Here is a 24,717-nt window from a genome sequence, read left to right as displayed (position 1 = left end):
ACAACATGAAGCCACTTTCAGGTATTAAAAACCAGTCTATTTAAAATCTTTAATTGCCTTTTCTAAACGCTTCACTGCATCTTCAACCATTGACTTTGGGCAAGCTAAATTCATCCGCAAAAAGTTATGTCCATTACCTCGATAAACTGCACCAGATGAAAGAATTAGCCCGGTATCTTTACGAATAAATTGATATAGTTTATTGCTATCATCAGTAATCTTACTTACATCAAGCCACATCAAATACGTTGCACGTCCTGTAATAATTTTTAATTCAGGAATATTCTTTTTAATAAAGTCAGTCGCATAGTCAAAATTATCATTTAGAATTGCCTTTAAACTTTTCAGCCACGCATGACCTTCAGTATAAGCCGCAATGCTAGCAGGAATTGCTAACAAATTAGGTTCAGCCAATTCCTCACTGTTAAGTCCTCGATTAACAATTGCCCGTAAGTTTTTATTTGGAATAATTACTGTTGCTGCATGAAGGGCTGCAACATTGAAAGTTTTGCTTGGTGATACTAAGCTAATGACATTTGATAATAAATCTTTATTAATTGCAAAAACTGGTGTATAAGATTCGCCATATCTAACTAAATCACCATGAATCTCATCTGATAACAAAATAACATGATATTTCTTACATAAACTCGCAATTCTTTCAATCTCATCCTTAGTCCACACCTTACCAATTGGATTATGCGGATTACAAAAAATCATCAATGTAGTCAAAGAATCAGCTAATTTTTCTTCCAAATCATGCCAATCAATCGTGTATTCCTTCCCATCAAAAACTAAATCGCTAGATAATACATGACGACCATTATTTTCAATTGAATTATAAAAAATATTGTACACTGGCTCTTGCACTAAGACGTTATCGCCTAAATGTGTAATCCTTCTTACAATCGACGAAATTGACGGCACCACTCCAGTAGAAAAAATCATCCAGCTAGGGTCGGGGCGAAAATTATGTTCCTTTCCATACCAGTCAGCTACAGCATTGAAATAATCTTCATGAGGCTCTTCGTAGCCAAAAGCCCCTAGTTCAATCTTAGACTGCATTGCTTCAATAATTTCAGGAGCTGTCTGAAAGTCCATATCTGCAATCCACATTGGTAATTCATTATCCTTAATACTCCACTTAACTGAATCAGTATGACGCCGTGGTGGAATAGTTATAAAATCATATTTCATTATTTAGCCTCTTGATTTTTATCTGAACTATTAATCTTTTCAATAACCTGCAAATCAGAAATTATTTCAGTAGCATTAGGATCAACTTTTTCTGGATCAATAATCAAAGTTTTAATTTGATTTGCATGGATTTTACCAGAAATCGGATTCTTTACTGAATCAATTTCATTAATGATCTCTGCATCAATATTAGAACATTTTTCAAAAGCAAGTCCAGTATGGAATAAACGACAATTTTCAAGCTTCACATCGTCCATATAGCATAACCCTTGATCACTGGCGATAGTACAGTTAATGAACTCAATATGTTTTGTATTCCAAGCTAAGTATTCACCGTCAAAACTACAATCAATAAGTTTTACATTTTCGCAATTCCAGAATGCATCTTTAGAAACAAAATGGCAATTATGACACTCAATATTTTTAGCACCATCAAACGCATAATTTCCAATAATATCCACATTTTCTAAATAAATATCTGAACTATCTTTGCCAAAATAATCACCATTAATTTGAGAATTGGTGATTTTAATGTGTTTACAAGTCCACATAGTTTCTTTTGCATCTGCAAAAAATACGTGGTCTAATTCAACATTGTTACATCTACGAAAAAGTTTAGGTGCTTGAAGATTACTATTCTTTATCACAATATTATCAGTGTACCAAATTCCACTGCGTGACATAGTTTCAAAAGTGCTATTTTCAACATTAATATTTTTACTGTACCAAAGCGGATATTTGTAAGTAAAAATCGTATGTTTGATATCTAATTCACTTGTTTCTTTTAATGGAGATTCACCGTAACCCAACGTTATACCGTCTAAAACTGCATCCTTTAAACCATAAAGCGGACGTTCACCTTCAAAATATTTATCTTTTATAATTTCAGTCATACAAATTTTCCTTTTTTATTTAAAAATTTATTCTTTCAACCTAAATATTTTTAAATAAATTTACTCATAAGTCTAATACCTAACTTTTATGTTCTGTTATAAGAAAAATGTATGATTATTTATTTTAATGTAGTTTGTCAATACTTTTAGTATCTTTTGAGACGACTTTTTAAAATATTAACAAAATTATCAAAAACAAAAAGCCTTTAATATCAACGTTTTTAACCACTTGATACTAAAGACTTTTCTTAGCTATGGAGATGAGGGGAATTGAACCCCTGTCCAAACGCATTCCGTCATTAACCTCTACGATTATAGTTATATTACTTGATCTCGTCTTGGTATTGCGCCATATAACAGGGCTAACATACCAAAACATACCTAGTCGATCTTATTTTTAACTATTCAGGTGAGGTAGTTAAACGTAGCTCATTAAAGGTAAAACCCAGGCAACAGCCATGAGCAAGCCGTTACTGGATCACGCAAGCTGACTAAGCAGCTACTGCGTAAGAATTTTCGTTATTTGCAGTTATATTTAACTGTGACGTTTTTACGTAGACGTAACCTACGAATCGCAGTCAATGCGAATCTACGCCTGTCGAATCCCAAAACATCCCCAAATACATTAATTATCATAACATATTTGTAGTGGAATTGCGACTATAACTGCTTAATCTTCCAAATTAGCTAAACGAACAACATCTCTTTCAATCATTAATTCTTCATCAGTAGGAATAATCATAGCAGTAATCTTTGATTCTGGTGTAGTAATTACTTTTTCACCATTAGTGTTATTTGCTTCTTCATCAATAATTAAGCCTGTTGCTGACATTTGATCCATGATGCGCTTACGAATACCTGCTTCATGTTCTCCAACACCGGCAGTAAACACAATTGCATCTAACCCACCCATTTCCATAAAGTAAGAACCAATGTATCGTACAATACGATTAATAAATATATCAATCGCTAATTTAGCACGCTTGTCACCATTATTGGCTGCTTCTTGAAGTTCACGCATATCTGGAGAAATGCCAGAAATACCTAGTAAACCAGAATTATTGTTCAACATATAAATTGCGTCATCAAACTTCGTCATCTTATTTTTTTTCATGATAAATTGAACAACAGATGGATCAATATCACCACTACGGGTACTCATAGTTAAGCCGGCAACCGGACTAAATCCCATAGAAGTATCGTAAGATTTTCCATCTTTAACGGCTGTAATAGAAGCACCACTTCCAAGATGACAAACTATCATTTTTAAGTCTTTAAGTGGCTTGTTAAGCAAATCAGCAGCCCGATTTGCTACATAACGTACTGAAGTACCGTGAGCACCATATTTTCTAGCACGATATTTTAAGTAATAATCATATGATACTGAATAAAGATAGTGCACGGGATCTAAAGTTTGGTGAAAAGAAGTATCAAATACTGCCACTTCCGGTACACCAGGCAACACTTTCATAAAAGCATAAATACCATCTGCTTCAGCCGCATTATGCAAAGGAGCATAATCAGACATATTATAAATCTTCCAAATATTATCTTCAGTAATAATAGTGCTGTCTTTAAATTCTTCACCACCTGCAACTACACGGTGACCAACTCCCGCAATTTCAGAAAGATCAGATATAACATTATTTTCCTGAAGCCAAGTTAAAAGCTTTTCAACAGCCTTTTCTTGACTAGCAATATCCTTTACTTCTTCAAATACAGTCCCATCTGCCAACTTCATAGTAAAGACAGAATTTGACATTCCTACACGGTCTGCCATTCCTGATGCAATTACTTTTTCATCAGGATATGAAAATAACTTGTACTTAAATGAAGAACTACCAGAATTTACTGCTAAAATCTTTTTCATTTTATACCCCTTGTTATATTTAGATTATTATTTTGTGTCTCTATTGTACCAGTCATTGAGCTTTAAATTAAACTCAACTAAAGATTTTGGATCTTTTAATGAATTTAATTTTGCAACTAATACTTCTCTAGGTTTTGTAGCTTCACCATGATTTTGTAATACCAGAATAGATTTCTGTTGAATCTCATTTGCAAACATATCATTTGGTAATTCAACAATAGCTTGAATATTCACCTTTTTTGCAAGCCATGGCATAAAATCCCTAGAATTTTTGTCAGAAAACAGCATCTTAGGTACAACCAAAAATGCATATCCATTGGACCGAAGGTTATTAATGATTTGCTCAATCATCAAAGTATGGGTAAACGAGTGACCCTCTTTAGCATGATTTTCAAAATTCTTTGCATTTGCATCTAATGGATAATATCCTACTGGTAAATCACTTAAAATTACATCAGCAGAAGGTATCATCCAAGAATCTAAAGAATCTTGCCTAAATAATTCAATATTTAAACCATCTAAATGTGCACCTACATCTGCTAAATCAAGTAAACTTTCATTATTATCTATACCGTACAATTTATAATCATTCTTTGAATGATTATCAGCAATAAGTTGTTTAATTACTGAAAACAGCAACGTACCTGTTCCTATAGCAGGATCTACCACAACTTTATAATCTTTTGGTACAATTTTTTGCCAAATTAAGGCGATTACTGTTGCAATAATCGTTGGCGTTGGCATTTGAGTATAATCTCTTCCATCTTCACTAATAGCCTTTAGCGTTAATAAGGTAAAGATTTGCATCCTTAGTTCTCTTGGCACATCTTCATAATTTAATTTACGGTATTCTTCAGTTAATTGTGCAACAGTTTCCTTGTCAGGTGCTCCTGCTTCTACTTTAATTTTACCATTTTCTAAATTATCAAAAGTCTCAGTTAAAGCCGATGAAAATGAAACATTCAAATCCTTTTGTAGTATTTCAACTACTTTTTGAAATTTTGGATAAAGTTCTTCTAATTTTTGTTTTTGCATTATTTTAACCCCTTTACCCTCATATTCTATCGGTTCACAAATTAAGTGGCAAGAACTGTTACTTTTACTCAAGGAAATATTTCAAAAGTATTAAGTTATTTTCCATATTTTGGAAAAAATATCTCATGTAGAACTCTATAAATAATAAGCAGGTAGTTAAAACTAACACTGCACTCAATAACGCACTACCTGGCATTATTTTTATCTTCCTGTTTCTTAGAATCTTTTTTACCATTTCTTTCAGCTTTTATATTTTTATCAATTTCCAATGGTTTATCTACTTTAAAAACCATCTCACTCTTACCGTTTTTCTCTTCATTTACTTGTATTGTAAACTCGTCATCCTCATAAGAAAATTTATATGACTTAACATTCATAAGTAAGGGTACATGCCCACCATCTATTCCTCGCAAACGAATCATATTTTTATACCCTTCAACTACATAATTCTCATAACTAGGATTTTTGCTTTCTTTTTTTGAAACCAATTTTCTTAAAACAATTTTTTGAGTATTAGAACTAGCTGGATAAATTTCAATATGTTCTTCTCTTTTTAAAAATTTATCCAATTGTATGTAACTGTAGGCTATTTCATTAATTGGATCTTTGAGACTTTCACTATTTTTTACTACACTTAATGTATTTTGCAAAATCCCAAAACATACATATACCATTAATAAAGCGAGCATTGTTTCCGCAATTGTAAAACCTTTAACCTTATTTAACTTCATAAATTTTTCCTAAAGTTTTGTCCATTACTTTTGTGCCCGGGGCCCGTTCATAAACATGATCATGCACAATAATCTTCTGGTGCTTTGTTTCATTAAAAATTCTCCAAGCATAAGCTCGATCAACGCGTCGTTCTATATTGTAATCAATCCGTTTAGTTTGACCCAATGTATAAAATAATAGTGTTACACCAAGACATGCTAGAACTAAACTTATACTTGCTTCCACTAATAAAAAAGCCTGTTGCTTAATCATCAATTATCTTCCCCCACATCATTTGTATGCGAATATTAGTTTTATCACGGTCATTTGAAATAACAACGGTTTTAGGAGAAAGATTACCATCTTTAGATATATTGAGTGGTAGACCCGAAATATTAATATTTTCGGGTAAGTTATATCTTTTAGTTTTATATTTACCATCTCTAACACTAATTTGACGCTTGTTTGCATCATAATCTATTATTTTTACCCGATTTGTTATTGCTGCTTGACGAGCTGTGGCATTAACTACAGTATGAAAAATTCTTTTAGCATTTAGTAAATCCAAGGATTCTTGATATCCTTTTAAATATAATGGTGGAATAAGTGCTAAAAAAGCTACGATAAAAGTAATAACAATTGTTTCTGCTAAAGTAAAAGCTTTAGTTCTTCTCTTTAACAACACCATCTTTAACTTCATATTTTACAGCACGCTTAGCTTGTTTTTCAGTCAATAATCCATCCTTTTGAAGTTCATCCCAAGTAGGATTTTCTTTACCAGATAATTCAACTTGGGTTTGTAAAGTTGTCTTAAAGGCTTCATCCGTACGATTATTAGCTTTTTCTTTTTGCTTACTTAAGTTAGGCACTACTAATAAAATTAAAATAGCAATAATAGCAATAACTACTACCATTTCAATTAAAGTAAATCCTTTGAATTTTTTTGCCTTTTTCTTTAAATTATTTAACTTACTTTCCATTCTCTATTTGCTCTCCTACATATTTTGCATTGTGGCATACATTGGCAATAGTATTTTTAAATACATTCCTAAAATACACATCCCAATAAATACAAAACAAATCGGTTGAATATTAACAACCATTTTATTAATTTTAAGATTTAACTCGTAAAATAAAGTCTTTCCAAGAACTACACACCTTTTACCAATTTCTTCCCTGGTTGCTCCTGTTGTTATCAATAATAAAAGACTTTTAGGTAAGAATATTTCGTTCTCAATAACTTCCGATAGACTCTTACCAAGTTTTAGACAGTCATATATTTTCTCACCTAATGCCTGCTGAACTGAACCCAAAGGTTGACTTTGTAACAACGCACATATTTGTTGAAATGAAAAGCCATTCTGAAGTAATAAAGCCAAGTCATAAACAATTAAATAATGAACATATAATTTAATACTTTGACCAATTATTGGAAGCATACTTAATTTTTTTAAAGCATGATAGTCTTGCTTATTTAACAAATAAAAAATTCGACTTATCCCTATAATCCCACTAATTACTGCAATTGCTAAAACTCCAAATAATACATCACTTCCACCATCAGAAATCATCATTTCATTCTTCAAAAAAGTATGCATAAAAAAGAGCAATGTCAGCATCATCACCACTAAAACCGCTGGGTATGCAAGCTCTCCTTTAATCTTTTTTAGTTGCTTAATCTTTAAACGATTTAATTGAGCTAGTTGATCTAAACAATCAATTAAACTTCCTTGCATTAATGCCATATCAATTTGCGTAGCTGTTGTTTTTGAAAAACCTATTTCTAGTAATATTTGACTAAATTTCTTCCCAGATTCCACTTTTTGATTTATATTACTTAAAATCTCTTGTTTTGCCGGCCAAATTTGTGGCAGTAATTTTAATGCGGCATTTAAAGAAAATCCATTAGCTAGCGTTTGTCTTAAATAATCCAAGAAAATTAATTGTTGATTGAGGGATAGTTTATCCGTCTTGGTAGTCGTTAAAAGTATTTTCATCTATTTGATCCTTCTCTTTTAAAGACAATAAATTACTTTTCCAGGCTACAAAATCACTACGTTTAGAATTCAAAATTTGTTCTTTTAGTTTTTGACCATATGCAAGATCAAGTAAGCAACTTAACTTATCTTCTTTTGTAGGTAGTAATCGTTGATAAGAAATAGCTGTTATTGCATTATAAAGTTCTTCTTTTTTAATTTCTAAACCTTCTAAACGTGATAAAGTTTGAAAAGTACTTTTTGCATGAACAGTCGCTAAAACCAAATGTCCACTTAAGGCAGCATTAATGGCTACCTTAGCAGTTTGAGCATCTCTTATTTCCCCAATAATTAAAATATCTGGTCGATGACGCAAGGCTGCTTTAAGCAAGTCTAAGTAAGTAATGCCGGCAATATTGTTTACTTGCGTTTGTAAAAATGATTCTTCCCAAACTTCAATCGGATCCTCAATAGTCATTACCATCTTATTCTTGCTAACACAACGCGCTATTTCGTACATTGTTGATGTCTTTCCTGACCCCGTTGGTCCACTAGTAATAATCATTCCACGCCGAGTCGATAAATCTTCTAGTTGCTGCAATTGACTAGGTAAAAAATAATTATTCTCCTGCATTCCGTAAATAATTCTAATTACTAAAGACTCTTGATCTTTAAAATTCCCTACACAAGAAAGCCGCAAAAAAAATCTTTGATGTGCATATACTTTAATTAGAGAACCAACCTGTGGACGTCGATGCTCCGAAATATCCATTTGAGCAGTAAATTTAAAATAATTTAGTAATTCTTTTCCAAGAGGATAACCAATTTTTCTGAAATTTTGTATATCCTTTTTTAGGCGAAACTTTATTTGATAACAGTCTATACCTGGCATAACAAAAATATCACTTGCTTGTTTTTGAACGGCAACAGAAATAATTTCATCAGCCAGAGCTTGAATCTCCATAGCTTTTTCCTTTCTATAAAATTGTGGCCACACTTTTATATACGTAAAAATAATAATTTTTTCTTAAAAAAGGACAAAAAAATAGACCTAGAAAATATTCTAGATCTATTAATAATTATTTATTCATCATCGTCTGCAGCAGCAGTATATACATTTGAAACATCATCACTGTCTTCTAAAGCATCGACCAAATGTTCAAATTGTTCCTTCTTATCTGCTGGAATTGGAGTAGTATTTTGAGGAATCATAGTTAATTCAGCGTTAGCTAACTTGTAACCAGCTTTTTCTAATGCATCTCTAACTGCAGTAAATTGCTTAGCTTCAGTATAAATTTCAAATGCATCATCACTAGTTTGCAAGTCATCACCGCCTGCATCCATTACGTCCATTAGAACTTGATCTTCATCTGCATCAGTAGTTGAACGATCAATTACAATGTAACCTTTACGGTCGAACATGTAAGCAACTGAACCAGTAGCACCAAGTGAACCACCATTACGAGTAAAGGCAACACGAACATCTGAAGCAGTTCTATTCTTGTTATCAGTTAAAGCTTCAACTAAAACTGCAACACCACCTGGAGCGTAACCTTCATAGGTAATTTCGTCGTAATGCTCGTCTGAGCCACCTTCAGCCTTCTTAATAGCACGTTCAATATTACTTTTAGGCATATTAGCTGCACGTGCTTTATCCATAACTAAACGTAAGCTAGGATTTCCTGAAGGGTCAGGACCACCACTCTTTGCAGCCATGTAAATTTCACGAGATAACTTTTGGAAAATTTTACCTCTCTTAGCGTCTTGCGCATTCTTGCGGCCTTGAATATTGTGCCATTTTGAATGTCCTGACATCAGAATCCTTCTTTCTTTAAATAAATATAGTTAACCTTGTTAATCATAACTCACTGAGCCTTAATATTCAATTCACTTAAGAAATTAAATATAAAAATTGATAAACTTTTGAGTAACTTAATCCCCAGTCTTATTTTTAGCCTTTTTTGTTCGAATTGTATATATAATAATACAAATTAAAATAGCTAATAATGCTCCACTTGCATCTAAACATACATCCCATAAACTAGCCGTTCTATCTCCAGTAATCATCTGATGAAATTCATCAAGTCCAGCTAAAAGAATAATTCCTAACCAAATAAACAAAGGACCCGACCATTTTTTGAAGATTCGATCTAAACCAAAGCAAGAGAATAAGCCTAAGAGAAAATAAGAACCAAAATGGGCCATTTTTCTCATTACAAATTGTGTCATTCCTGCAATTCCATTATCATTTTGAGCATTGTGCCAACGATTTTGATAATAAATATTCCAATTCCCCACAATATTTTCTAAAAATCTGAAGTGTTTATGAATAAAACCTGGTGACATTTCCTGTTCATGATATGTCATTGAACTTGATATAAACAATCCCAGTAAAACTACAATCATCAAACATACAAAGATAATTTCTCTCGTAGTGAATTTAATTCTTTTCATTTTTATTCCTTAATTTATTTTTTCTATTACTAAATCAATCAATCTGGTAGCTATTTGTTTTTTATTTATTCGTGACCAATGTACAGGTTCGCTATTCTTTTGTAAAATTGTAACTTCATCTTCATCACTACCAAATACATCTTGGGTTACATCATTAGCTACAATTATATCCGCATTCTTTTTAATTAACTTCTTATTAGCGTTAGCTAATAAATCATCAGTTTCTGCCGCAAAACCTATTAATAATTGATCAGCTTGCTTTAACTTTCCCATAGTCTTTAAAATATCAGGTGTCTCTTCAAGTTCTAATTGATAACCTTTTATACCAGGCTTTTTTTTAATTTTATGATTAACATAATTCTTCACACGATAATCAGCCACGGCAGCTGCCATCACCAAAGCATCTGCATCATTAAAACTATCTTTCACAGCATCTAACATTTGTTCAGTTGTCTCAACTTTAACAAGATTTAAATTTGAATGGTTAGGTATAGTAACACTTACATTCCCCACAATTAACGTAACTTGTAGTCCTTTTTCTAAGGCTGCTTCTGCAATAGCTACTCCCATCTTACCACTTGATCTATTACCAATATATCTTACCGGATCAATAGGTTCCAAAGTACCTCCAGCCGTGATTACAATTTTCTTATTAGTAGGTTTTAGATAAATAAAACTATCCACCCATTTAATAATTTGATCAACTTCCGGCATTCTCCCTTTGCCATTATAGCCTTCTGCCAAAAAACCAACTGTAGGATCCATTATTTTTACCCCATCAGCCTTCAAAAGCCTAATATTACGTTGTACACTTTCTTTTTCCCACATATGTGTATTCATAGCTGGCACTACTAAAATAGGACTATGCGTAGCTAATAAAGCTGTAGAAACAGCATCATCTGCAATTCCATTAGCAAGTTTACCAATAATATTAGCCGTAGCTGGTACTAATAAGGCTAAATCACTCCAATCAGCCAATTCAATATGACTAATTTTATCTTCTTGATTTATCGTCCACAAATCATCTAGAACTGGATACTTGGTTAAAGCAGCCAATGTTTGTCTGCCAATAAATTTCTCTGCATTTTTAGTCATCCCTATTCTAACTTGATGACCCTTTTTTTGTAAGCCTCGTACTACTTCAACTGCTTTATAATCTGCGATTCCTCCGCTTAAATAAACGGCAATTTTACTCATCTTGCATCCCTCCGAACTCAATAATTTAACTATATCTTTTTTTGTTCGCTAAATTTATATTTTTTACTTTTCTTTGCTTAATCTTAGAAAACTATCCCCAGACGACTTAATTTGCAAAAATATTCTTTACAATAACTACCAGTTACTAAAGTAGCTAGCTTATAGACTTCAAATGTCGTTTCATTAACTTCTACTATTATATATATGGGGGGGTAGAAGGCTTATCTAAAAAGTTCTTAACATTCAAATCATTACTAATTCAGAAGCAGTTTCAGAAATTTTTTACCTCTCATTGTTAAGAAGTATATTAATGACGAGATATACAATATCAACACAGAAAAAAGCTCTATCTAATGATTAAAATCTCGGAATTTTCGGTCAAATTTCATTAAATACCTTATAATAATTAAGGAATAATATAAGGAGTTAGATTATGCTTGATGACAAAATAAAACAAATTTTTAATGATTATCCCCATACTTCCAACTTGGATCAAATAGAAGATATTTTATTAAATCAAATCTCTCTTTTTGTTAACCATGAATTATGCGAAGGCAAATCTTTACAAGAAGCTGAATTAAAAGCTGAAAAAAATTTAAAAGGTCTAGATAAGTTTATTCAACAAATTAATAGCCAAGAAGATAATGAGTTAATCAAAGTAGAATTAAATAAATATTTAATCAAGTCTTTTGGTCTTAAAATAGTTAATGAATTAAAAATTCCGCTTACTGGGATTGATGAACTTCACTTTAATTATCGTTTAGGTGATTTATTAATTCTACCTTCACCTCATCAAAACCATTTAATAGTTCGCGATTTTATGTCAAGGGATATTGCTAAACTTTATTCTACAGTTGAAAAAGTTGGGAATGTTATCAAAGTTACTCAAGGTCCAAAAAAATTAGTGGGATTATTTAAAAATAAAATAATTATCTTGTTACCTACTAACTATACTGGTTTTTTAACTATTCGCAGTCAATCTGGAAATATAACATTTACCGATCTTAATCAAAAGTGTCTATTAGATGTTACTGATATTTCAGGAAATGTTCATCTTCGTAATTCTACTATTGACCGGCTACAAGCAGATTCAAAATCTGGAAATATTAAGTTAATAAATTCTCATATCAATAATTGTCACATTAATGTTCATTCTGGTGAAATTATTGTCAATAATACTTTAATCAATAATACTTATGGTGCCTTATCTTTAAGTTCCACTAGTGGAAAAATTAAACTTTCTGATATTTCAACTAAACGTTTAATAGTTACGAGTAAAAGTGGGAATATTATCGTTCAAAAAATAAGCGCTTATCTAAGTGAAATAAGTACAGATTCAGGAAACATTAAACTTATTAATTTAATTAGTACCCTCGACTTAACAACTAAATCAGGTAAAATTAAACTTATTTTACCTTCTAAACTTGAAAAACAATTAAAACTAACTAGTCATAGTGGAAATATAAAAATATTAGTCCCACCTAAACTATCATTTAAATTTTTAATTTCTGCTAACAAACCAAGTTCAATCAACAAACTACCAATGGATGCTATCCTTTATGCAGAAGATACTTACGACCACTTTAAAGGATATGTGGGTACAGAAGAAGCTCAATGTCAATTAAATATCACAAGTAAAAATGGCAACATTAATATCTCTACTATAAAGCCTGAAAAAAATTAGTCGCTAAATTAGAAAAATAGTACAGGAATTATCCTGTACTATTTTTCTTTATATAACCTTACCAATTGCAAATCCTAGGAAAATCAAGGCTAACCCTCCAAAATATGATGCCGATAAATAAATACAAAATTTAGTGAATTTCCCATTTTTCCATAAATTAAGTAATTCAACATTTAAAGTAGAAAAAGTAGTATAGCCCCCTAAAACTCCCGTTCCTAAAAAAGCATAAATAAATGGAGATAGATTTAAAGCAAATACTATTCCTAATAAGAATGCTCCCGTTAAATTAATAACTAACGTAGCATAAGGAAAACCTGTGCTCCAATGTTTTTTACCATAATCAGTCAAAAAGTATCGACCAATAGCTCCAAAAATAGCACCCACTCCAGCAGTTATTACAGTAGCTAGCACTATATTTCACCCACCAATCTTTTTCCCATTTTTTTACCAACGACCATCCCTATGTAAGCAAATAAGAATCCTAACATAATTGAAGAAAAAAAGTAGATCATAGCTTGCGTAGAACTATTTTCTTGTAATTGCTTTAAAGTATCTAAATGAAAAGATGAAAATGTGGTAAAAGCTCCTACAAATCCCGTAGATAGACCAGTTGCTAGCCATTCCTTAACTTTTTTATATTCAATAAAAAAATAAGTTAGTACTGCTAATAAAAAACAACCTAAAACATTAGCTACCAAAGTTCCAGTCGTGGACCAAATAAGATTTAAGTAGCACCTTAATGCTCCACCAAAAAAAGCAAAAATTCCTACACTTATATAATTTTTTAACTTTACCATTAAAATACTAGTTCCTCCAAAGCATATGCAATACCATCTTCATCATTTGTTTTAGTAACAAAATCTGCTCGATTTTTTATTTCCTCAATTGCATTTCCCATTGCTATTTTTCTAAAACTAGGAATACTGAACATTGAAATATCATTTTTTTGATCACCAAAAATCATTATTTCTTCAGGTTTTATGTTTAATTCTTTTCCTAATTCAATTAATGCCTTTCCCTTAGAAGCTGTAGATGTGTTAATTTCTACCAAAGTCTTATCAGAGGTCGATACATTATAATTTTCAAATATTTCGGTAGGTATTTCACTCAAAAATTCTTTAATTCGCTTAGGATGTCCTGTAAACATTCCCTTAGTAAAGCAAATATCTTGAGGAATATCTTCAAACGCTTTTACCTCAATTGGCATTCTAGTGAGCCAACTTTCACGTGACATAAAATAATTAATATGAGGATCTAACGTTATAAATTTATCTTCTAGTTCAAAATGAAATGGCATTTTATATTTTTCAGAAATATTCCTAAAATAAACAAAGTCTTGATAATTGTGTAAATCTTTAACCAAAACATCACCTTTTAGATTAAAAACTAATGCTCCATTAAAGGTAACTGCATACTGATTATCACCGGAAAGCCCTAGTTCATTTAAGTACTCTTTAACGCCAGGAAATGGTCGTCCCGAACAAGGAACTACGTTAATTCCTAACTTAGCCGCCTTTTGTAAAGCTGCTTTAGTTTTAGGAGTAATTTTTTGGTGGGAGTTTAATAACGTACCATCCAAATCTACAGCTAATAGTTTTATTGCCATATTTTTCTCTTTCTGTTCTATTTTTTACTTATAACAATTATACAAAAAACCGTTCTATTAATTAAGAACGGTTTTTTATATTCAAACTACTTATTCAACAGTAACAGACTTAGCTAAGTTTCTTGGCTTATCAACATCTAATCCCTTATTCTTAGATGCGTAGTAAGCAAGTAATTGAGCCGGAATAGCAGTCAATAATGGAGACATGTAGTAATCTACCTTAGGTAAAACTACATCATCACCTTCTTTAGCAAAGTCCTTACCTGCAAAGACCATTACATTTGCGCCACGAGATTCAACTTCTTGAATATTACCACGAGTTAAATCAGCAGTAGCTGGATCATTAATCAAAGTAATAACTGGAGTTCCTTTTTCAATTAAAGCAATAGTACCATGCTTAAGTTCAGCTGCAGCAAAGCCTTCAGTTTCAATGTAAGATACTTCTTTAAGTTTTAAAGCACCTTCTAAAGCTACTGCATAATCAACACCACGGCCAATATAGAAGGCATTACGAGTTGTGGCAAGATACTTCTTAGTTAATTCATCAATATGTTCTTTTCCATCAACTAATTCTTGCATCCCCTCAGCAACCAAGGCTAACTGATTCTTTAAATCAAAGTTTTTAGCATCTTCAATGTTCTTCTTTTCACCAACGGCTTTAGCCAGAATAGCTTGAACTGCAATTTGTGCAGTATATGCCTTGGTAGATGCAACCGCAATTTCGGGACCAGCTTCAAGAAGCATAGTATAAGTTGCTTCACGGGATAAAGTTGATCCTTCAACATTAGTAATAGTTAAACTTGGTAAGTTACGTTCATTAACTTGCTTTAAAACAACACGTGAATCGGCAGTTTCACCAGATTGTGATAAGAAAATAAAGAAAGGTTTCTTGGAAAGCTTAGGGAAATGATAACCAAATTCTGATGCAAGACCAACTTCAACTGGAATATCAGCATACTTTTCAAGAATATTTTTACCAACTAAACCAGCATGATAACTGGTCCCGGCAGCTAAAATATAAATACGGTCACTTTCTGCAACAGCATCAACAATCTTTTGCTCAACTCTTACATCACCATCTGCACCAAAGTAAGTTTGAGAAAGACGACGCATTACTGCAGGTTGTTCATTAATTTCCTTGAGCATGTAAAATTCGTAAGTACCCTTAGAAGCAGCATTTGGATCAATATCTAAAACATGAGGTTCACGTTTTTGAACTTCACCATTTACATTTTCAATCACATAAGAATCTTTGGTAATATCAGCAACATCACCATCTTGTAAATCAACAAAAGTCTTAGTTTGATCCAAAACTGAAATTGCATCAGAAGCGATAATGTTAAAACCATCGCCTAATCCTAACATCATTGGTGCTTTATTCTTAGCAATAAATACATGCTTAGGATTAGTATTATCAACTAACAAGAATGCATAAGAACCACGAACTAACTTCAAAGCTTCCTTAAAGGCAGAAAAACCATCTAAATTCTTTTCACGCGCAATCTTAGCGACTAATTGAACTATTACTTCAGTATCCGTAGTGGACTTAAAGTTAACATCTTGTAAGTATTTTTCTTTTAATTCAGCGTAATTTTCAATCACACCATTGTGAACCAGATAAAAACGACCATCTTCTGAAAAATGAGGGTGAGCATTATCTTCAGTTGGCTTACCGTGAGTTGCCCAACGAGTATGACCAATTCCAACCATGCCTTCTTCTTCAGGGGTCAACTTGGCTTCAAGATTACCAATTCGGCCAACAGCCTTAATTAAATATTCATCCCCTTGCCAATCATTAAGATAGATACCTGCGGAGTCATATCCACGATATTCAAGATTCTTTAAACCATTTAAAATAATTTCACGTGCTGGTTTTCCAACCACACCAACAATACCACACATATGTATATCTCCTTTTGGTCTAGGCATTATTCAAAATTGGTCTAGACGATATTTAGTATTTAAAAATTCATATTGCAAAGGCTATATTAGTAGATTTATTTGATTTCGTCAAGCAAAAAATATTTATGTGGTATAAAAATTGGTCTGGTTCTTAAATTAAAAACAGTGCTATCAAACGATAGCACTGTTTTACAAATATAAAATTTATTATTCTTCAATTCCCATTTCATCTTGAATAACATCTGCTACTTGTTGACAATATTTATCAGCAAGTTCTTGAGTAGGTGCTTCAGTCATCACACGAAGCAATTCTTGAGTTCCTGAAGGTCTTACAAAAATACGTCCATTACCTTCTACTTCTTTTTCTACTGCTTCAATCGCATCTGTAATTGCTTGATGTTCTTGCCAACTAGCTTTATTACGAACTGGAACATTAATTAAGCGTTGTGGATATTCTTTAAAATCAGCAAGTAACTCACTTAAAGACTTACCTGTATCCTTCATTACATAGAGTAAGTGTAAACCAGTAAGCATACCGTCACCTGTATTATGATAATCACTAATGATAATGTGACCTGATTGTTCACCACCTAAATTGTAACCATTAGCACGCATTTCCTCTGAAACATAGCGGTCACCAACCTGCTCAGTTCTGACATTTTTAAGACCACGACGTTCTAAAGCTTTAGTAAATCCAAGATTACTCATCACAGTAGTTACAATTGTATCTTTCTTTAAACGACCATGATCGGCTAAATAAGAACCAATTACATACATAATGTGATCACCATCGACCTCGTTACCATTTTCATCGACAGCAATACAACGATCAGCATCCCCATCAAAAGCTAAACCTAATTGAGCACCTTGCTTAACAACTTCTTCTTGAAGCTTCTTAGTATGGGTTGCACCAACATGATCATTAATATTCAAACCATCTGGGTGAGTTGCAATGGTAGTAAAATCTACTCCCATATCAGCAAATAAACGTGAAATTAAAGCACTAGCGGCACCATTAGCTCCATCTACTACTACTTTAATACCATCCAATTGTTCTGGCAAAGTATTTTCAATAAACTGTAGATATTTAGAAGCCCCTTCATGATAACTGGTTACAGTACCCAAACCTTCTGCAGATGGTCGTGGCAAAGTATCTTCGGGTGCATCAATTAGTTGTTCTATTTCTTCTTCTTTAGCATCAGAAAGTTTCAAACCGTCACTACCAAAGAATTTAATACCGTTATCTTGGACTGGATTATGTGACGCAGAAATTTGTACACCAGCATCTGCACCTTGAGCTCTAACTAAGTATGAAAGACCTGGGGTAGTAATTACCCCTACTTCCAAAACTTCAATACCAACAGACAATAAACCAGAAATTAAAGCGTATTCTAACATTTGTCCAGAAATACGAGTATCGCGTGAAACTAAAACCTTAGCTCTTTCACCTGGCTTCTTATCTTTGGTCAAAACATATCCTCCATCACGACCTAATTTAAAGGCCATTTCTGGAGTTAAACTTGAGTTTGCGACACCTCTAACACCATCTGTACCAAAATATTTAAGCATCTAAATAACTACCTTTCTTAATTTTACATTATTCTTTTTTAGATGAACCATCAGAAACTTTGATTTTTACCGCTATTTCTTCAGGATCGATTCTAACAACACCTGTTGGTTTCTTTAAAGATATACTTCTAACTGTATCAGTTTCAACATCTGAAAGATCAACATCAAGTGGTATACTCTTTAACTTCTTCAGATATTTTTCTTTACCGTAAACTACAACCTCATTTTTATCAGCAGTAAGCGAGTAAACTTTCTTTTCTGATTCATTATGAGGAGTAACCTTAACCTTCACTTTCTTATGTGGCAAGGAAATTGGAATATGGACGCTTGTTGTAACTGGATTAATTACTACATTTAATTGACGCCCTTTAGAATCTTCTGCAACCAAAATTACCTCTCTAGTATAAGACATTGACTGTCCTTTTGGCAGTGTAACTTTGGCAACAATATGATCAATTTGATTTACTTCACTTTGTGCACCTGTAACACGCACAACAGAAGGATCACTAGTTGGGGTTCCAATTTTATAATCTGTTGGCACGGCATCTTTATTATACTCTATTTGAACTGGAAGAGTTCGCGATTTTCGTTTTTGAATATTAACAGAAATAGTATTTGGTGCAATAGAAGCAGCAAGCTGATTACTTAAGCCATTAACTTTTACTTTCACAGTATGATGTCCTGGCTTTAATTTATTTAAATCAATAAAAACTCGAAAATTTTGTGTATTGATGGTCGATGTTACCAAAGCATTATTTCCTTGTAAAGTTAAATTTACTTTTTCAGGATAACCCGTGACATAATATTTATCTGTATCTACAGAAACCTGTAATGGAACACTAATTGTCTGTTTTCTAGTGGCCGTAAGACTTGTCACATTTTGTTTACTCTGAGAAACATAGCCCTGCTGATTAGAGTTAATATATAGTGCAAATAAAATAGCCAGCAGTAATGCTATTATTTTATAAAACCAGGATTGATCAAAAAACTTTTTCATTTATTATTTGACCCCCAATTCCATATACGATTTAGGACACGCTGATACCACTTAGGTTTACTTTTTTCCTCTGGTACTAACTGAGCCGTTAAGTACTTTAAATATTCTTCACGTGTCAAATCAAGCATAAATTGACTATTACGTGTAATCGTTACTCCACCAGTTTCTTCAGAAACAACAATCGTAATTGCATCTGTTACTTCAGAAATTCCTACAGCAGCCCTGTGACGAGTTCCAAGTTTTTTAGGAATCATTGTATTATCAGAAAGAGGTAAATAAGCTGAGGCTACAGCAATTCTATTGTCACTAATAATTACCGCTCCATCATGCAAAGGAGTATTAGGAATAAAAATATTAATCAGCAATTCACCAGAAATATCTGCATCCAATGGAATACCCGTTTCAATATATTCTTCTAATCCAGTATTTTGCTGAATAGTAATTAAAGCACCTATCCGTCTTTTAGACATATACTGAATAGCTTTATCTAGCTCATGAATCATATGTTCCGAGCTCTTTTTAGCACCACCAGTTGATCCTCCAAAAATTGGTGATCTTCCCAAATGTTCTAATCCACGTCGAATTTCTGGTTGAAAAATTACAATAATTCCAATTACCGACCAAGAAAGGACTTGATCAACAAAATAAGTCAAAGTGTGTAATTTTAATAAGCCCGCAACAATTCTAATTAAAATAATGAGCGAGATACCTTTTACCAACTGGACGGCCTTTGTACCTTTAACTAGCATAATTAGACGATAAATAATATACCAAACAATTAAAATATCAAGTACATTCATCAAATTTTGCCAAGTAAAAATTTGTCCTAAATCTATTTTCATTACTTGCCTCACTTTCCATAAAAATTTTAACGTGCATACATTTTAAATTCTAAAAATAAATCATTATATTCTTGGATTTTTTTAGAGCCTAAATCTTCATATACCTGCAAATTTTTCATTGCTTGCTTGGTAGGATAAAATTGACGATCATTTCGAACTTCTTCAGGCAATAATTTTTGAGCTTTTATATTAGGAGTTGCATAACCTATATATTCAGCATTTTGTGCAGCATTTTTAGGTTCCAACATAAAGTTAATAAACTCATAAGCTGCTTTTTTATTTTTAACAGTTTTAGGAATAACAAAATTATCAAACCATAAATTTGAACCTTCAGATGGAACCACATAATGTAAATGCTTGTTATCATTTAACATTGTCCTAGCTTCACCTGACCAAGTTACACCAACGGCAGCTTCATTTTGAATCATATACATCTTTAATTCATCAGAGATAATAGCCTTTACATTAGGTCCTAAACCATCTAGCTTTGTTTTTGCCATCTTTAGCTTTAATGAATCTGTAGTATTCATTGAAGTTCCCATGGAAGCTAGAGATAATCCCATAATGTCACGTGCTGAATCAACTAATAAGATATTATGACGATAATTATTTTTCCAAAGATCATCCCAATGTTTAATTGAGCCCTTTTTAACATATTTATCGTTATAAACTATTCCTAAAGTCCCCCAAAAATAAGGAATTGAATATTCATTTTTTGGATCAAATGATTTTCCTAAAAATTGGGAACCAATATTCTTAAAATTAGGAATTTTCTTAGTATTGATTTTTTCTAGCAAATTAGCCTTTCTCATCTTAGAAATCATATAATCAGATGGAACAGCAATATCATATCCTGTTCCACCCTGTTTAATTTTAGTATACATAGCTTCATTAGAATCGAAAGTTTCATAAATGACATGGTAACCAGTTTGCTTTTCAAATTTTTTAATTAGAGTTGGATCAATATAATCACCCCAATTGTAAATTATTAGATTTTTACTACTATTAGAGGCGTTATTACCTTCAAGTTTTTGGATAGCAAAGGTTAAACCTAGACACGTTAATAAGATAAAGCAGACAGCAATTACTATTTTTTTCATAATAATCTGCCACCTTTCTTACCCGTCCGTTTACTCAAAAAATAATATCCCATAACAATTACCATAACCAACACAAACATAATTGTACTTAAAGCATTAATTTCTAAGTTAATACCTTGGCGTGCCCGGGAATATATTTCCACTGAAAGCGTTGAAAACCCATTTCCGGTCACAAAAAAAGTTACTGCAAAATCATCTAAGGAATAAGTTAGTGCCATAAAAAAACCTGATAAAATCCCCGGTATAATTCCAGGTATCAAAATCTTACTAAATACTTGCCAATTATTTGTGCCCAAGTCTCTTGCAGCATCAATTAAAGAATAATCAAACTCATTCAATTGAGGTAAAATCATCAAAACTACAATTGGAATTGAAAAAGCAATATGGCTTAATAAAACTGATCCAAAACCTAAGCTAATTCCCAAAGCAGTAAAGAAAATCAAAAAACTCGCCCCAATGATAACGTCAGGTGAAACCATTAAGACATTATTTAAAGTTAGCAAAACTTGCTTAGCCTTTTTATTTTTAGTTTGTGTTACTGCAATAGCACCCAGAGTTCCAATCAAGGTAGCAATTAGACTAGATAAAAGTGCCAATAAAATCGTTTGTAAAAATATCGCCAATAAGCGATTATCGGTAAATAAATCTTGATAATGCGCCCAAGTAAAATGTTCAAAATGGTCCATATTATGACCACTAGAAAAAGAATAAAATATAAGATAAAAAATTGGTATATATAAAATAATTAAGACAAAAGCTATATATAAACGAGACCATTTAAATTTTTTCATAACTTGATCTCCTTTTTCTTCTTATGAGCAGCAGATGATGAGGTAGTAATCATTACAATAATCATTAAGAAAATTAAAATCACACCGATTGTCGATCCCATTGGCCAATTCATTGTTGTCATAAAATATTGCTCAATTGCTGTTCCTAGGGTAATTACTCGATTTCCCCCAATTAAGCGCGTCAACATAAATAAGGATAATGAAGGTATAAAAACTGCTTCAATACCTGCTAACACTCCTGACTTAGATAAAGGCCATAAAATTCGTTTAAAACTCTGCCATTTATTCGCCCCTAAATCACTTGCTGCCTGTAAAACTGCTGGATCAACATCACAAATAGCATTATAAATTGGTAAGATCATAAATGGTAATTCAATATAAGCAGCTACAAATATAAAAGCTATATTTGTAAATAAAATATTAGCTGGTCCAATCCCGAATAAACTTAAAAAATTATTCACTAACCCATGTTTGCCAAAAATCCCAATAAATGCATACGCCTTTAAAAGCAAATTGATCCATGTAGGTAAAATAATTAATAGTAACCAAAACTGTTGATTTTTCATTCGGCTCAAAATGTAAGCAGTAGGATAAGAAATTAGCAGCGTCAACCCAGTGATTAAAAACGCATACCAAAATGAATTTAGAGTCATTCGTAAAAAAGTACCGTTAGTAAAAAATTGGATAAAATTACTTAATGTAAAACCATGTTCACCCTTAAATGCATAAATAGTAATCAAGATTATAGGCGCAATTACAAATAAAGACAGCCAAATCAAGTAAGGAATGAAAAAAATCAACTTTCTTTTTTTCAAATTAATCGTCTCCTTCATAGGCTTCTAATCTTTTATCAAATTCCGCTTCACTTTCACCAAAACGCATCACATGAATATCCTCTGGATCAAAATAAAGTCCAATTTCTTTACCAATTTTAGTTGAATTAGTTGAATGAACTAACCATTCATTTTCGTCACTATCTTTAGCTTTAATTTCGAAATGATCGCCTAAAAATAATTGGCTTTCAACCACAACACGTAGTTTTCCTTTATCAACAGTAGTAATATCTAAATCTTCTGGTCGTAAAACCACTTCAACCTTTTCTCCTGGTTTGATTCCCGCATCAGCACATTCAAAAGTATGATTACCAAATTCAACTTCAAAATCTTTAACCATACGGCCACTCAGTATATTAGATTCTCCAATAAACCGTGCTACAAAATCGTTCACTGGTTCATCATAAATATCTACGGGACTACCACTTTGTTGAATTCTTCCTTCATTTAAAACAAAAATTTCATCACTCATCGCTAGAGCTTCTTCTTGATCATGTGTAACAAATATAAAAGTGATCCCTAACTTTTTTTGAATTTCCCGTAATTCAAATTGCATATCTTTTCTCAAGCGCTTATCCAAAGCAGATAATGACTCATCTAAAAGTAAAACTTTTGGTTCATTAACTAAAGCACGGGCAATTGCTACACGTTGTTGTTGCCCACCGCTAAGTTCAGCAATTTCTCGATTAGCAAAACCATCTAATTGCACCATATGTAATGCATCTTTAACAGCTTCTTTAATTTTATTTTTATCTTTTTTCTTTAATTGCAATCCAAAAGCTACATTGTCAAAAACATTCATATGAGGAAATAAAGCATAATTTTGAAAAACAGTATTCAACTGTCTCTTCGAAGCATCTAAATGAGTAATATCTTGACCGTCAAAATAAATTTTCCCCTTAGTTGGTTCACTAAAACCAGCAATAATTCTTAAAATTGTTGTTTTTCCTGAACCAGATGGCCCCAATAAAGAATAAAATTTACCAGATTCAATAGTTAAATTAATATCTTTTAAGGCTACAAATCCATCATCATATTCTTTTCTAACATGTTCTAATCTAATGATGTTACCCATAAAAATTCACCCCAACATACAAAAGGCTACAAGTATCATACTTGTAGCCTTGAGTTCTTAGTCTTTTTCTTTGCCAATAATTCTTACTTCAGTATGTAATTCAACATCAAACTTTTCTTTAATTGTTTTTTGAATCAAATGAATTAAATCTAAGTAGTCAGTAGCTGTTGCTCCACCAACATTTACAATAAAACCAGCATGCTTCATAGAAACTTCTGCACCACCAATACGTTTACCTTGAAGTCCAGCTTTAATAATCATTGGTCCTACATAATGGCCAGTAGGACGTTTGAATACACTACCACATGATGGATATTCTAATGGTTGTTTAGCTCTTCTAAGACCATTAAAATACTCCATCCGATCTTTAATAGCTAGGCGATCATCTTTAACCAAACCAAAGGTCGCACTCAAAACAATATCACCGGTCTCTTGCACTAAAGAATGACGATAATCAAATTCCATTTCATCATGAGTATAAGTCTTAAATTCATCATCGCGTGTCAAAACATTTATGGAACGAATAACATTCTCAGTCTCTCCACCATAAGCACCAGCATTCATATAAACAGCACCACCAACACTTCCTGGAATACCTGCTGCAAATTCCAAACCAGATAGTCCGGCTTGACAAGCAACCTCAGAAGTATCAATTATTTTAGCACCTGCCATTGCTGTGACCGTATTAGTATCTCTGTCAGCAATAATTTCATCCATTTTGGTTAAAATTATTACTAAGCCATCAATTCCACCATCACGAATAATTAAATTAGAAGCATTACCAATGACAGTAAGTGGTATATTATTTTTCTTAGTAATTTTAACTAATTTTTTTAATTCATCAATATTTTTAGGAAAGGCAAGAAATTCAGCTGGTCCTCCAGTCTTAGTAAAAGTAAAACGAGATAGAGGAACATTCTGTTGTATATTAATGCCTTTTTCCTTTAAATCCATTAATTCCATGTTGCTACACCCTTAAATTTTT

26 protein-coding genes and 1 other RNA gene are annotated in these 24,717 nt (G+C 32.3%); 1 reads left to right on the top strand and 26 read right to left on the bottom strand.

Going from position 1 to position 24,717, the window contains the following annotated elements; all coding sequences use genetic code 11:
- Nucleotides 1–36: 36 nt before the first annotated feature.
- From HDR40_RS07610 to coaBC, 14 genes are all read right to left on the bottom strand, one after another.
- Nucleotides 37–1,197, bottom strand: coding sequence for a MalY/PatB family protein (locus tag HDR40_RS07610; RefSeq protein WP_290627991.1), 1,161 nt, complete (start codon nt 1,195–1,197; stop codon nt 37–39).
- Entirely contained in the window at nt 1,197–2,090 is an 894-nt protein-coding gene (locus tag HDR40_RS07605; RefSeq protein ID WP_290627990.1) for a DUF3737 family protein, read from the bottom strand. Before HDR40_RS07605 ends, HDR40_RS07610 begins: the two co-directional genes overlap by 1 nt.
- A 252-nt stretch (nt 2,091–2,342) precedes the next feature.
- Nucleotides 2,343–2,708: a transfer-messenger RNA gene (gene ssrA, locus HDR40_RS07600) on the bottom strand.
- A gap of 52 nt (nt 2,709–2,760) precedes the next feature.
- A complete protein-coding gene (locus tag HDR40_RS07595) occupies nt 2,761–3,960 on the bottom strand; it encodes an acetate kinase (protein ID WP_290627989.1) in 1,200 nt (399 codons plus the stop codon).
- A gap of 27 nt (nt 3,961–3,987) precedes the next feature.
- Nucleotides 3,988–4,995 (bottom strand): class I SAM-dependent methyltransferase, encoded by a 1,008-nt coding sequence (locus HDR40_RS07590; RefSeq protein WP_290627988.1) that lies wholly within the window; start codon nt 4,993–4,995, stop codon nt 3,988–3,990.
- Between the two features lie 185 nt (nt 4,996–5,180).
- Nucleotides 5,181–5,726, bottom strand: coding sequence for a ComGF family competence protein (locus HDR40_RS07585; RefSeq protein WP_290627987.1), 546 nt, complete (start codon nt 5,724–5,726; stop codon nt 5,181–5,183).
- Entirely contained in the window at nt 5,713–5,979 is a 267-nt protein-coding gene (locus tag HDR40_RS07580) for a type II secretion system protein (protein WP_290627986.1), read from the bottom strand. Before HDR40_RS07580 ends, HDR40_RS07585 begins: the two co-directional genes overlap by 14 nt.
- Nucleotides 5,972–6,406 (bottom strand): hypothetical protein, encoded by a 435-nt coding sequence (locus HDR40_RS07575; RefSeq protein WP_290627985.1) that lies wholly within the window; start codon nt 6,404–6,406, stop codon nt 5,972–5,974. Before HDR40_RS07575 ends, HDR40_RS07580 begins: the two co-directional genes overlap by 8 nt.
- A complete protein-coding gene (gene comGC, locus HDR40_RS07570; RefSeq protein ID WP_290627984.1) occupies nt 6,369–6,686 on the bottom strand; it encodes a competence type IV pilus major pilin ComGC in 318 nt (105 codons plus the stop codon). Before comGC ends, HDR40_RS07575 begins: the two co-directional genes overlap by 38 nt.
- 15 nt (nt 6,687–6,701) lie before the next feature.
- Nucleotides 6,702–7,703 (bottom strand): type II secretion system F family protein, encoded by a 1,002-nt coding sequence (locus HDR40_RS07565; RefSeq protein WP_290627983.1) that lies wholly within the window; start codon nt 7,701–7,703, stop codon nt 6,702–6,704.
- Complete coding sequence (comGA, locus tag HDR40_RS07560) at nt 7,669–8,646, bottom strand: competence type IV pilus ATPase ComGA (RefSeq protein ID WP_290627982.1); 978 nt, start codon at nt 8,644–8,646, stop codon at nt 7,669–7,671. Before comGA ends, HDR40_RS07565 begins: the two co-directional genes overlap by 35 nt.
- Nucleotides 8,647–8,765: 119 nt before the next feature.
- Nucleotides 8,766–9,497: a YebC/PmpR family DNA-binding transcriptional regulator gene (locus tag HDR40_RS07555; RefSeq protein WP_290627981.1), complete on the bottom strand. Its 732-nt coding sequence runs from the start codon at nt 9,495–9,497 to the stop codon at nt 8,766–8,768.
- A 117-nt stretch (nt 9,498–9,614) separates the two neighbouring features.
- Complete coding sequence (locus tag HDR40_RS07550; RefSeq protein ID WP_290627980.1) at nt 9,615–10,136, bottom strand: VanZ family protein; 522 nt, start codon at nt 10,134–10,136, stop codon at nt 9,615–9,617.
- 9 nt (nt 10,137–10,145) lie between these two features.
- Nucleotides 10,146–11,333 carry a bifunctional phosphopantothenoylcysteine decarboxylase/phosphopantothenate--cysteine ligase CoaBC gene (gene coaBC, locus HDR40_RS07545; RefSeq protein WP_290627979.1) on the bottom strand — a complete coding sequence of 396 codons (1,188 nt, stop codon included), beginning with the start codon at nt 11,331–11,333 and terminating at the stop codon, nt 10,146–10,148.
- A gap of 433 nt (nt 11,334–11,766) precedes the next feature.
- On the opposite strand from coaBC, the gene HDR40_RS07540 reads away from it, so the two are divergent.
- Nucleotides 11,767–13,017, top strand: coding sequence for a DUF4097 family beta strand repeat-containing protein (locus HDR40_RS07540; RefSeq protein ID WP_290627978.1), 1,251 nt, complete (start codon nt 11,767–11,769; stop codon nt 13,015–13,017).
- Between the two features lie 48 nt (nt 13,018–13,065).
- Here HDR40_RS07540 and crcB read toward each other — a convergent pair whose 3' ends face one another.
- The 12 genes from crcB to murB form a co-directional block, all read right to left on the bottom strand.
- The gene (gene crcB, locus HDR40_RS07535; protein WP_290627977.1) at nt 13,066–13,428 is read right to left on the bottom strand and encodes a fluoride efflux transporter CrcB; all 363 of its coding nucleotides are present in this window, start codon (nt 13,426–13,428) and stop codon (nt 13,066–13,068) included.
- Nucleotides 13,428–13,814, bottom strand: a complete 387-nt coding sequence (locus tag HDR40_RS07530) for a CrcB family protein (RefSeq protein WP_290627976.1) — start codon at nt 13,812–13,814, stop codon at nt 13,428–13,430. The genes crcB and HDR40_RS07530 overlap by 1 nt, the downstream gene beginning before the upstream one ends.
- Nucleotides 13,814–14,623, bottom strand: coding sequence for a Cof-type HAD-IIB family hydrolase (locus HDR40_RS07525; protein WP_290627975.1), 810 nt, complete (start codon nt 14,621–14,623; stop codon nt 13,814–13,816). The genes HDR40_RS07530 and HDR40_RS07525 overlap by 1 nt, the downstream gene beginning before the upstream one ends.
- 90 nt (nt 14,624–14,713) lie before the next feature.
- The gene (gene glmS, locus HDR40_RS07520; protein WP_290627974.1) at nt 14,714–16,525 is read right to left on the bottom strand and encodes a glutamine--fructose-6-phosphate transaminase (isomerizing); all 1,812 of its coding nucleotides are present in this window, start codon (nt 16,523–16,525) and stop codon (nt 14,714–14,716) included.
- Nucleotides 16,526–16,732: 207 nt separating this feature from the next.
- The gene (gene glmM, locus HDR40_RS07515) at nt 16,733–18,094 is read right to left on the bottom strand and encodes a phosphoglucosamine mutase (RefSeq protein ID WP_290627973.1); all 1,362 of its coding nucleotides are present in this window, start codon (nt 18,092–18,094) and stop codon (nt 16,733–16,735) included.
- A gap of 28 nt (nt 18,095–18,122) precedes the next feature.
- A complete protein-coding gene (locus tag HDR40_RS07510; RefSeq protein WP_290627972.1) occupies nt 18,123–19,091 on the bottom strand; it encodes a CdaR family protein in 969 nt (322 codons plus the stop codon).
- Nucleotides 19,088–19,933, bottom strand: a complete 846-nt coding sequence (cdaA, locus tag HDR40_RS07505; RefSeq protein WP_290627971.1) for a diadenylate cyclase CdaA — start codon at nt 19,931–19,933, stop codon at nt 19,088–19,090. The genes HDR40_RS07510 and cdaA overlap by 4 nt, the downstream gene beginning before the upstream one ends.
- A 26-nt stretch (nt 19,934–19,959) precedes the next feature.
- Entirely contained in the window at nt 19,960–21,033 is a 1,074-nt protein-coding gene (locus tag HDR40_RS07500; protein WP_290627970.1) for an ABC transporter substrate-binding protein, read from the bottom strand.
- A complete protein-coding gene (locus tag HDR40_RS07495; protein ID WP_290627969.1) occupies nt 21,030–21,824 on the bottom strand; it encodes an ABC transporter permease in 795 nt (264 codons plus the stop codon). Before HDR40_RS07495 ends, HDR40_RS07500 begins: the two co-directional genes overlap by 4 nt.
- The gene (locus HDR40_RS07490; RefSeq protein WP_290627968.1) at nt 21,821–22,639 is read right to left on the bottom strand and encodes an ABC transporter permease; all 819 of its coding nucleotides are present in this window, start codon (nt 22,637–22,639) and stop codon (nt 21,821–21,823) included. The genes HDR40_RS07495 and HDR40_RS07490 overlap by 4 nt, the downstream gene beginning before the upstream one ends.
- 1 nt (nt 22,640) lies before the next feature.
- The gene (locus HDR40_RS07485) at nt 22,641–23,732 is read right to left on the bottom strand and encodes an ABC transporter ATP-binding protein (RefSeq protein WP_290627967.1); all 1,092 of its coding nucleotides are present in this window, start codon (nt 23,730–23,732) and stop codon (nt 22,641–22,643) included.
- Nucleotides 23,733–23,789: 57 nt separating this feature from the next.
- Nucleotides 23,790–24,695 (bottom strand): UDP-N-acetylmuramate dehydrogenase, encoded by a 906-nt coding sequence (murB, locus tag HDR40_RS07480; RefSeq protein ID WP_290627966.1) that lies wholly within the window; start codon nt 24,693–24,695, stop codon nt 23,790–23,792.
- Nucleotides 24,696–24,717 lie beyond the last annotated feature (22 nt).

Source organism: Lactobacillus sp. (genome assembly GCF_014803895.1).
The sequence above is the reverse complement of the archived record's forward strand: the minus strand, read 5'-3'. Positions and strand labels throughout refer to the sequence as shown.

Coding starts and splice junctions, on each gene's coding strand:
- HDR40_RS07610 (WP_290627991.1), bottom strand. CDS start 1,197: ATGAAATATGATTTTATAACTATTCCACCACGGCGTCATACTGATTCA.
- HDR40_RS07605 (WP_290627990.1), bottom strand. CDS start 2,090: ATGACTGAAATTATAAAAGATAAATATTTTGAAGGTGAACGTCCGCTT.
- HDR40_RS07595 (WP_290627989.1), bottom strand. CDS start 3,960: ATGAAAAAGATTTTAGCAGTAAATTCTGGTAGTTCTTCATTTAAGTAC.
- HDR40_RS07590 (WP_290627988.1), bottom strand. CDS start 4,995: ATGCAAAAACAAAAATTAGAAGAACTTTATCCAAAATTTCAAAAAGTA.
- HDR40_RS07585 (WP_290627987.1), bottom strand. CDS start 5,726: ATGAAGTTAAATAAGGTTAAAGGTTTTACAATTGCGGAAACAATGCTC.
- HDR40_RS07580 (WP_290627986.1), bottom strand. CDS start 5,979: ATGATTAAGCAACAGGCTTTTTTATTAGTGGAAGCAAGTATAAGTTTA.
- HDR40_RS07575 (WP_290627985.1), bottom strand. CDS start 6,406: ATGAAGTTAAAGATGGTGTTGTTAAAGAGAAGAACTAAAGCTTTTACT.
- comGC (WP_290627984.1), bottom strand. CDS start 6,686: ATGGAAAGTAAGTTAAATAATTTAAAGAAAAAGGCAAAAAAATTCAAA.
- HDR40_RS07565 (WP_290627983.1), bottom strand. CDS start 7,703: ATGAAAATACTTTTAACGACTACCAAGACGGATAAACTATCCCTCAAT.
- comGA (WP_290627982.1), bottom strand. CDS start 8,646: ATGGAGATTCAAGCTCTGGCTGATGAAATTATTTCTGTTGCCGTTCAA.
- HDR40_RS07555 (WP_290627981.1), bottom strand. CDS start 9,497: ATGTCAGGACATTCAAAATGGCACAATATTCAAGGCCGCAAGAATGCG.
- HDR40_RS07550 (WP_290627980.1), bottom strand. CDS start 10,136: ATGAAAAGAATTAAATTCACTACGAGAGAAATTATCTTTGTATGTTTG.
- coaBC (WP_290627979.1), bottom strand. CDS start 11,333: ATGAGTAAAATTGCCGTTTATTTAAGCGGAGGAATCGCAGATTATAAA.
- HDR40_RS07540 (WP_290627978.1), top strand. CDS start 11,767: ATGCTTGATGACAAAATAAAACAAATTTTTAATGATTATCCCCATACT.
- HDR40_RS07530 (WP_290627976.1), bottom strand. CDS start 13,814: ATGGTAAAGTTAAAAAATTATATAAGTGTAGGAATTTTTGCTTTTTTT.
- HDR40_RS07525 (WP_290627975.1), bottom strand. CDS start 14,623: ATGGCAATAAAACTATTAGCTGTAGATTTGGATGGTACGTTATTAAAC.
- glmS (WP_290627974.1), bottom strand. CDS start 16,525: ATGTGTGGTATTGTTGGTGTGGTTGGAAAACCAGCACGTGAAATTATT.
- glmM (WP_290627973.1), bottom strand. CDS start 18,094: ATGCTTAAATATTTTGGTACAGATGGTGTTAGAGGTGTCGCAAACTCA.
- HDR40_RS07510 (WP_290627972.1), bottom strand. CDS start 19,091: ATGAAAAAGTTTTTTGATCAATCCTGGTTTTATAAAATAATAGCATTA.
- cdaA (WP_290627971.1), bottom strand. CDS start 19,933: ATGAAAATAGATTTAGGACAAATTTTTACTTGGCAAAATTTGATGAAT.
- HDR40_RS07500 (WP_290627970.1), bottom strand. CDS start 21,033: ATGAAAAAAATAGTAATTGCTGTCTGCTTTATCTTATTAACGTGTCTA.
- HDR40_RS07495 (WP_290627969.1), bottom strand. CDS start 21,824: ATGAAAAAATTTAAATGGTCTCGTTTATATATAGCTTTTGTCTTAATT.
- HDR40_RS07485 (WP_290627967.1), bottom strand. CDS start 23,732: ATGGGTAACATCATTAGATTAGAACATGTTAGAAAAGAATATGATGAT.
- murB (WP_290627966.1), bottom strand. CDS start 24,695: ATGGAATTAATGGATTTAAAGGAAAAAGGCATTAATATACAACAGAAT.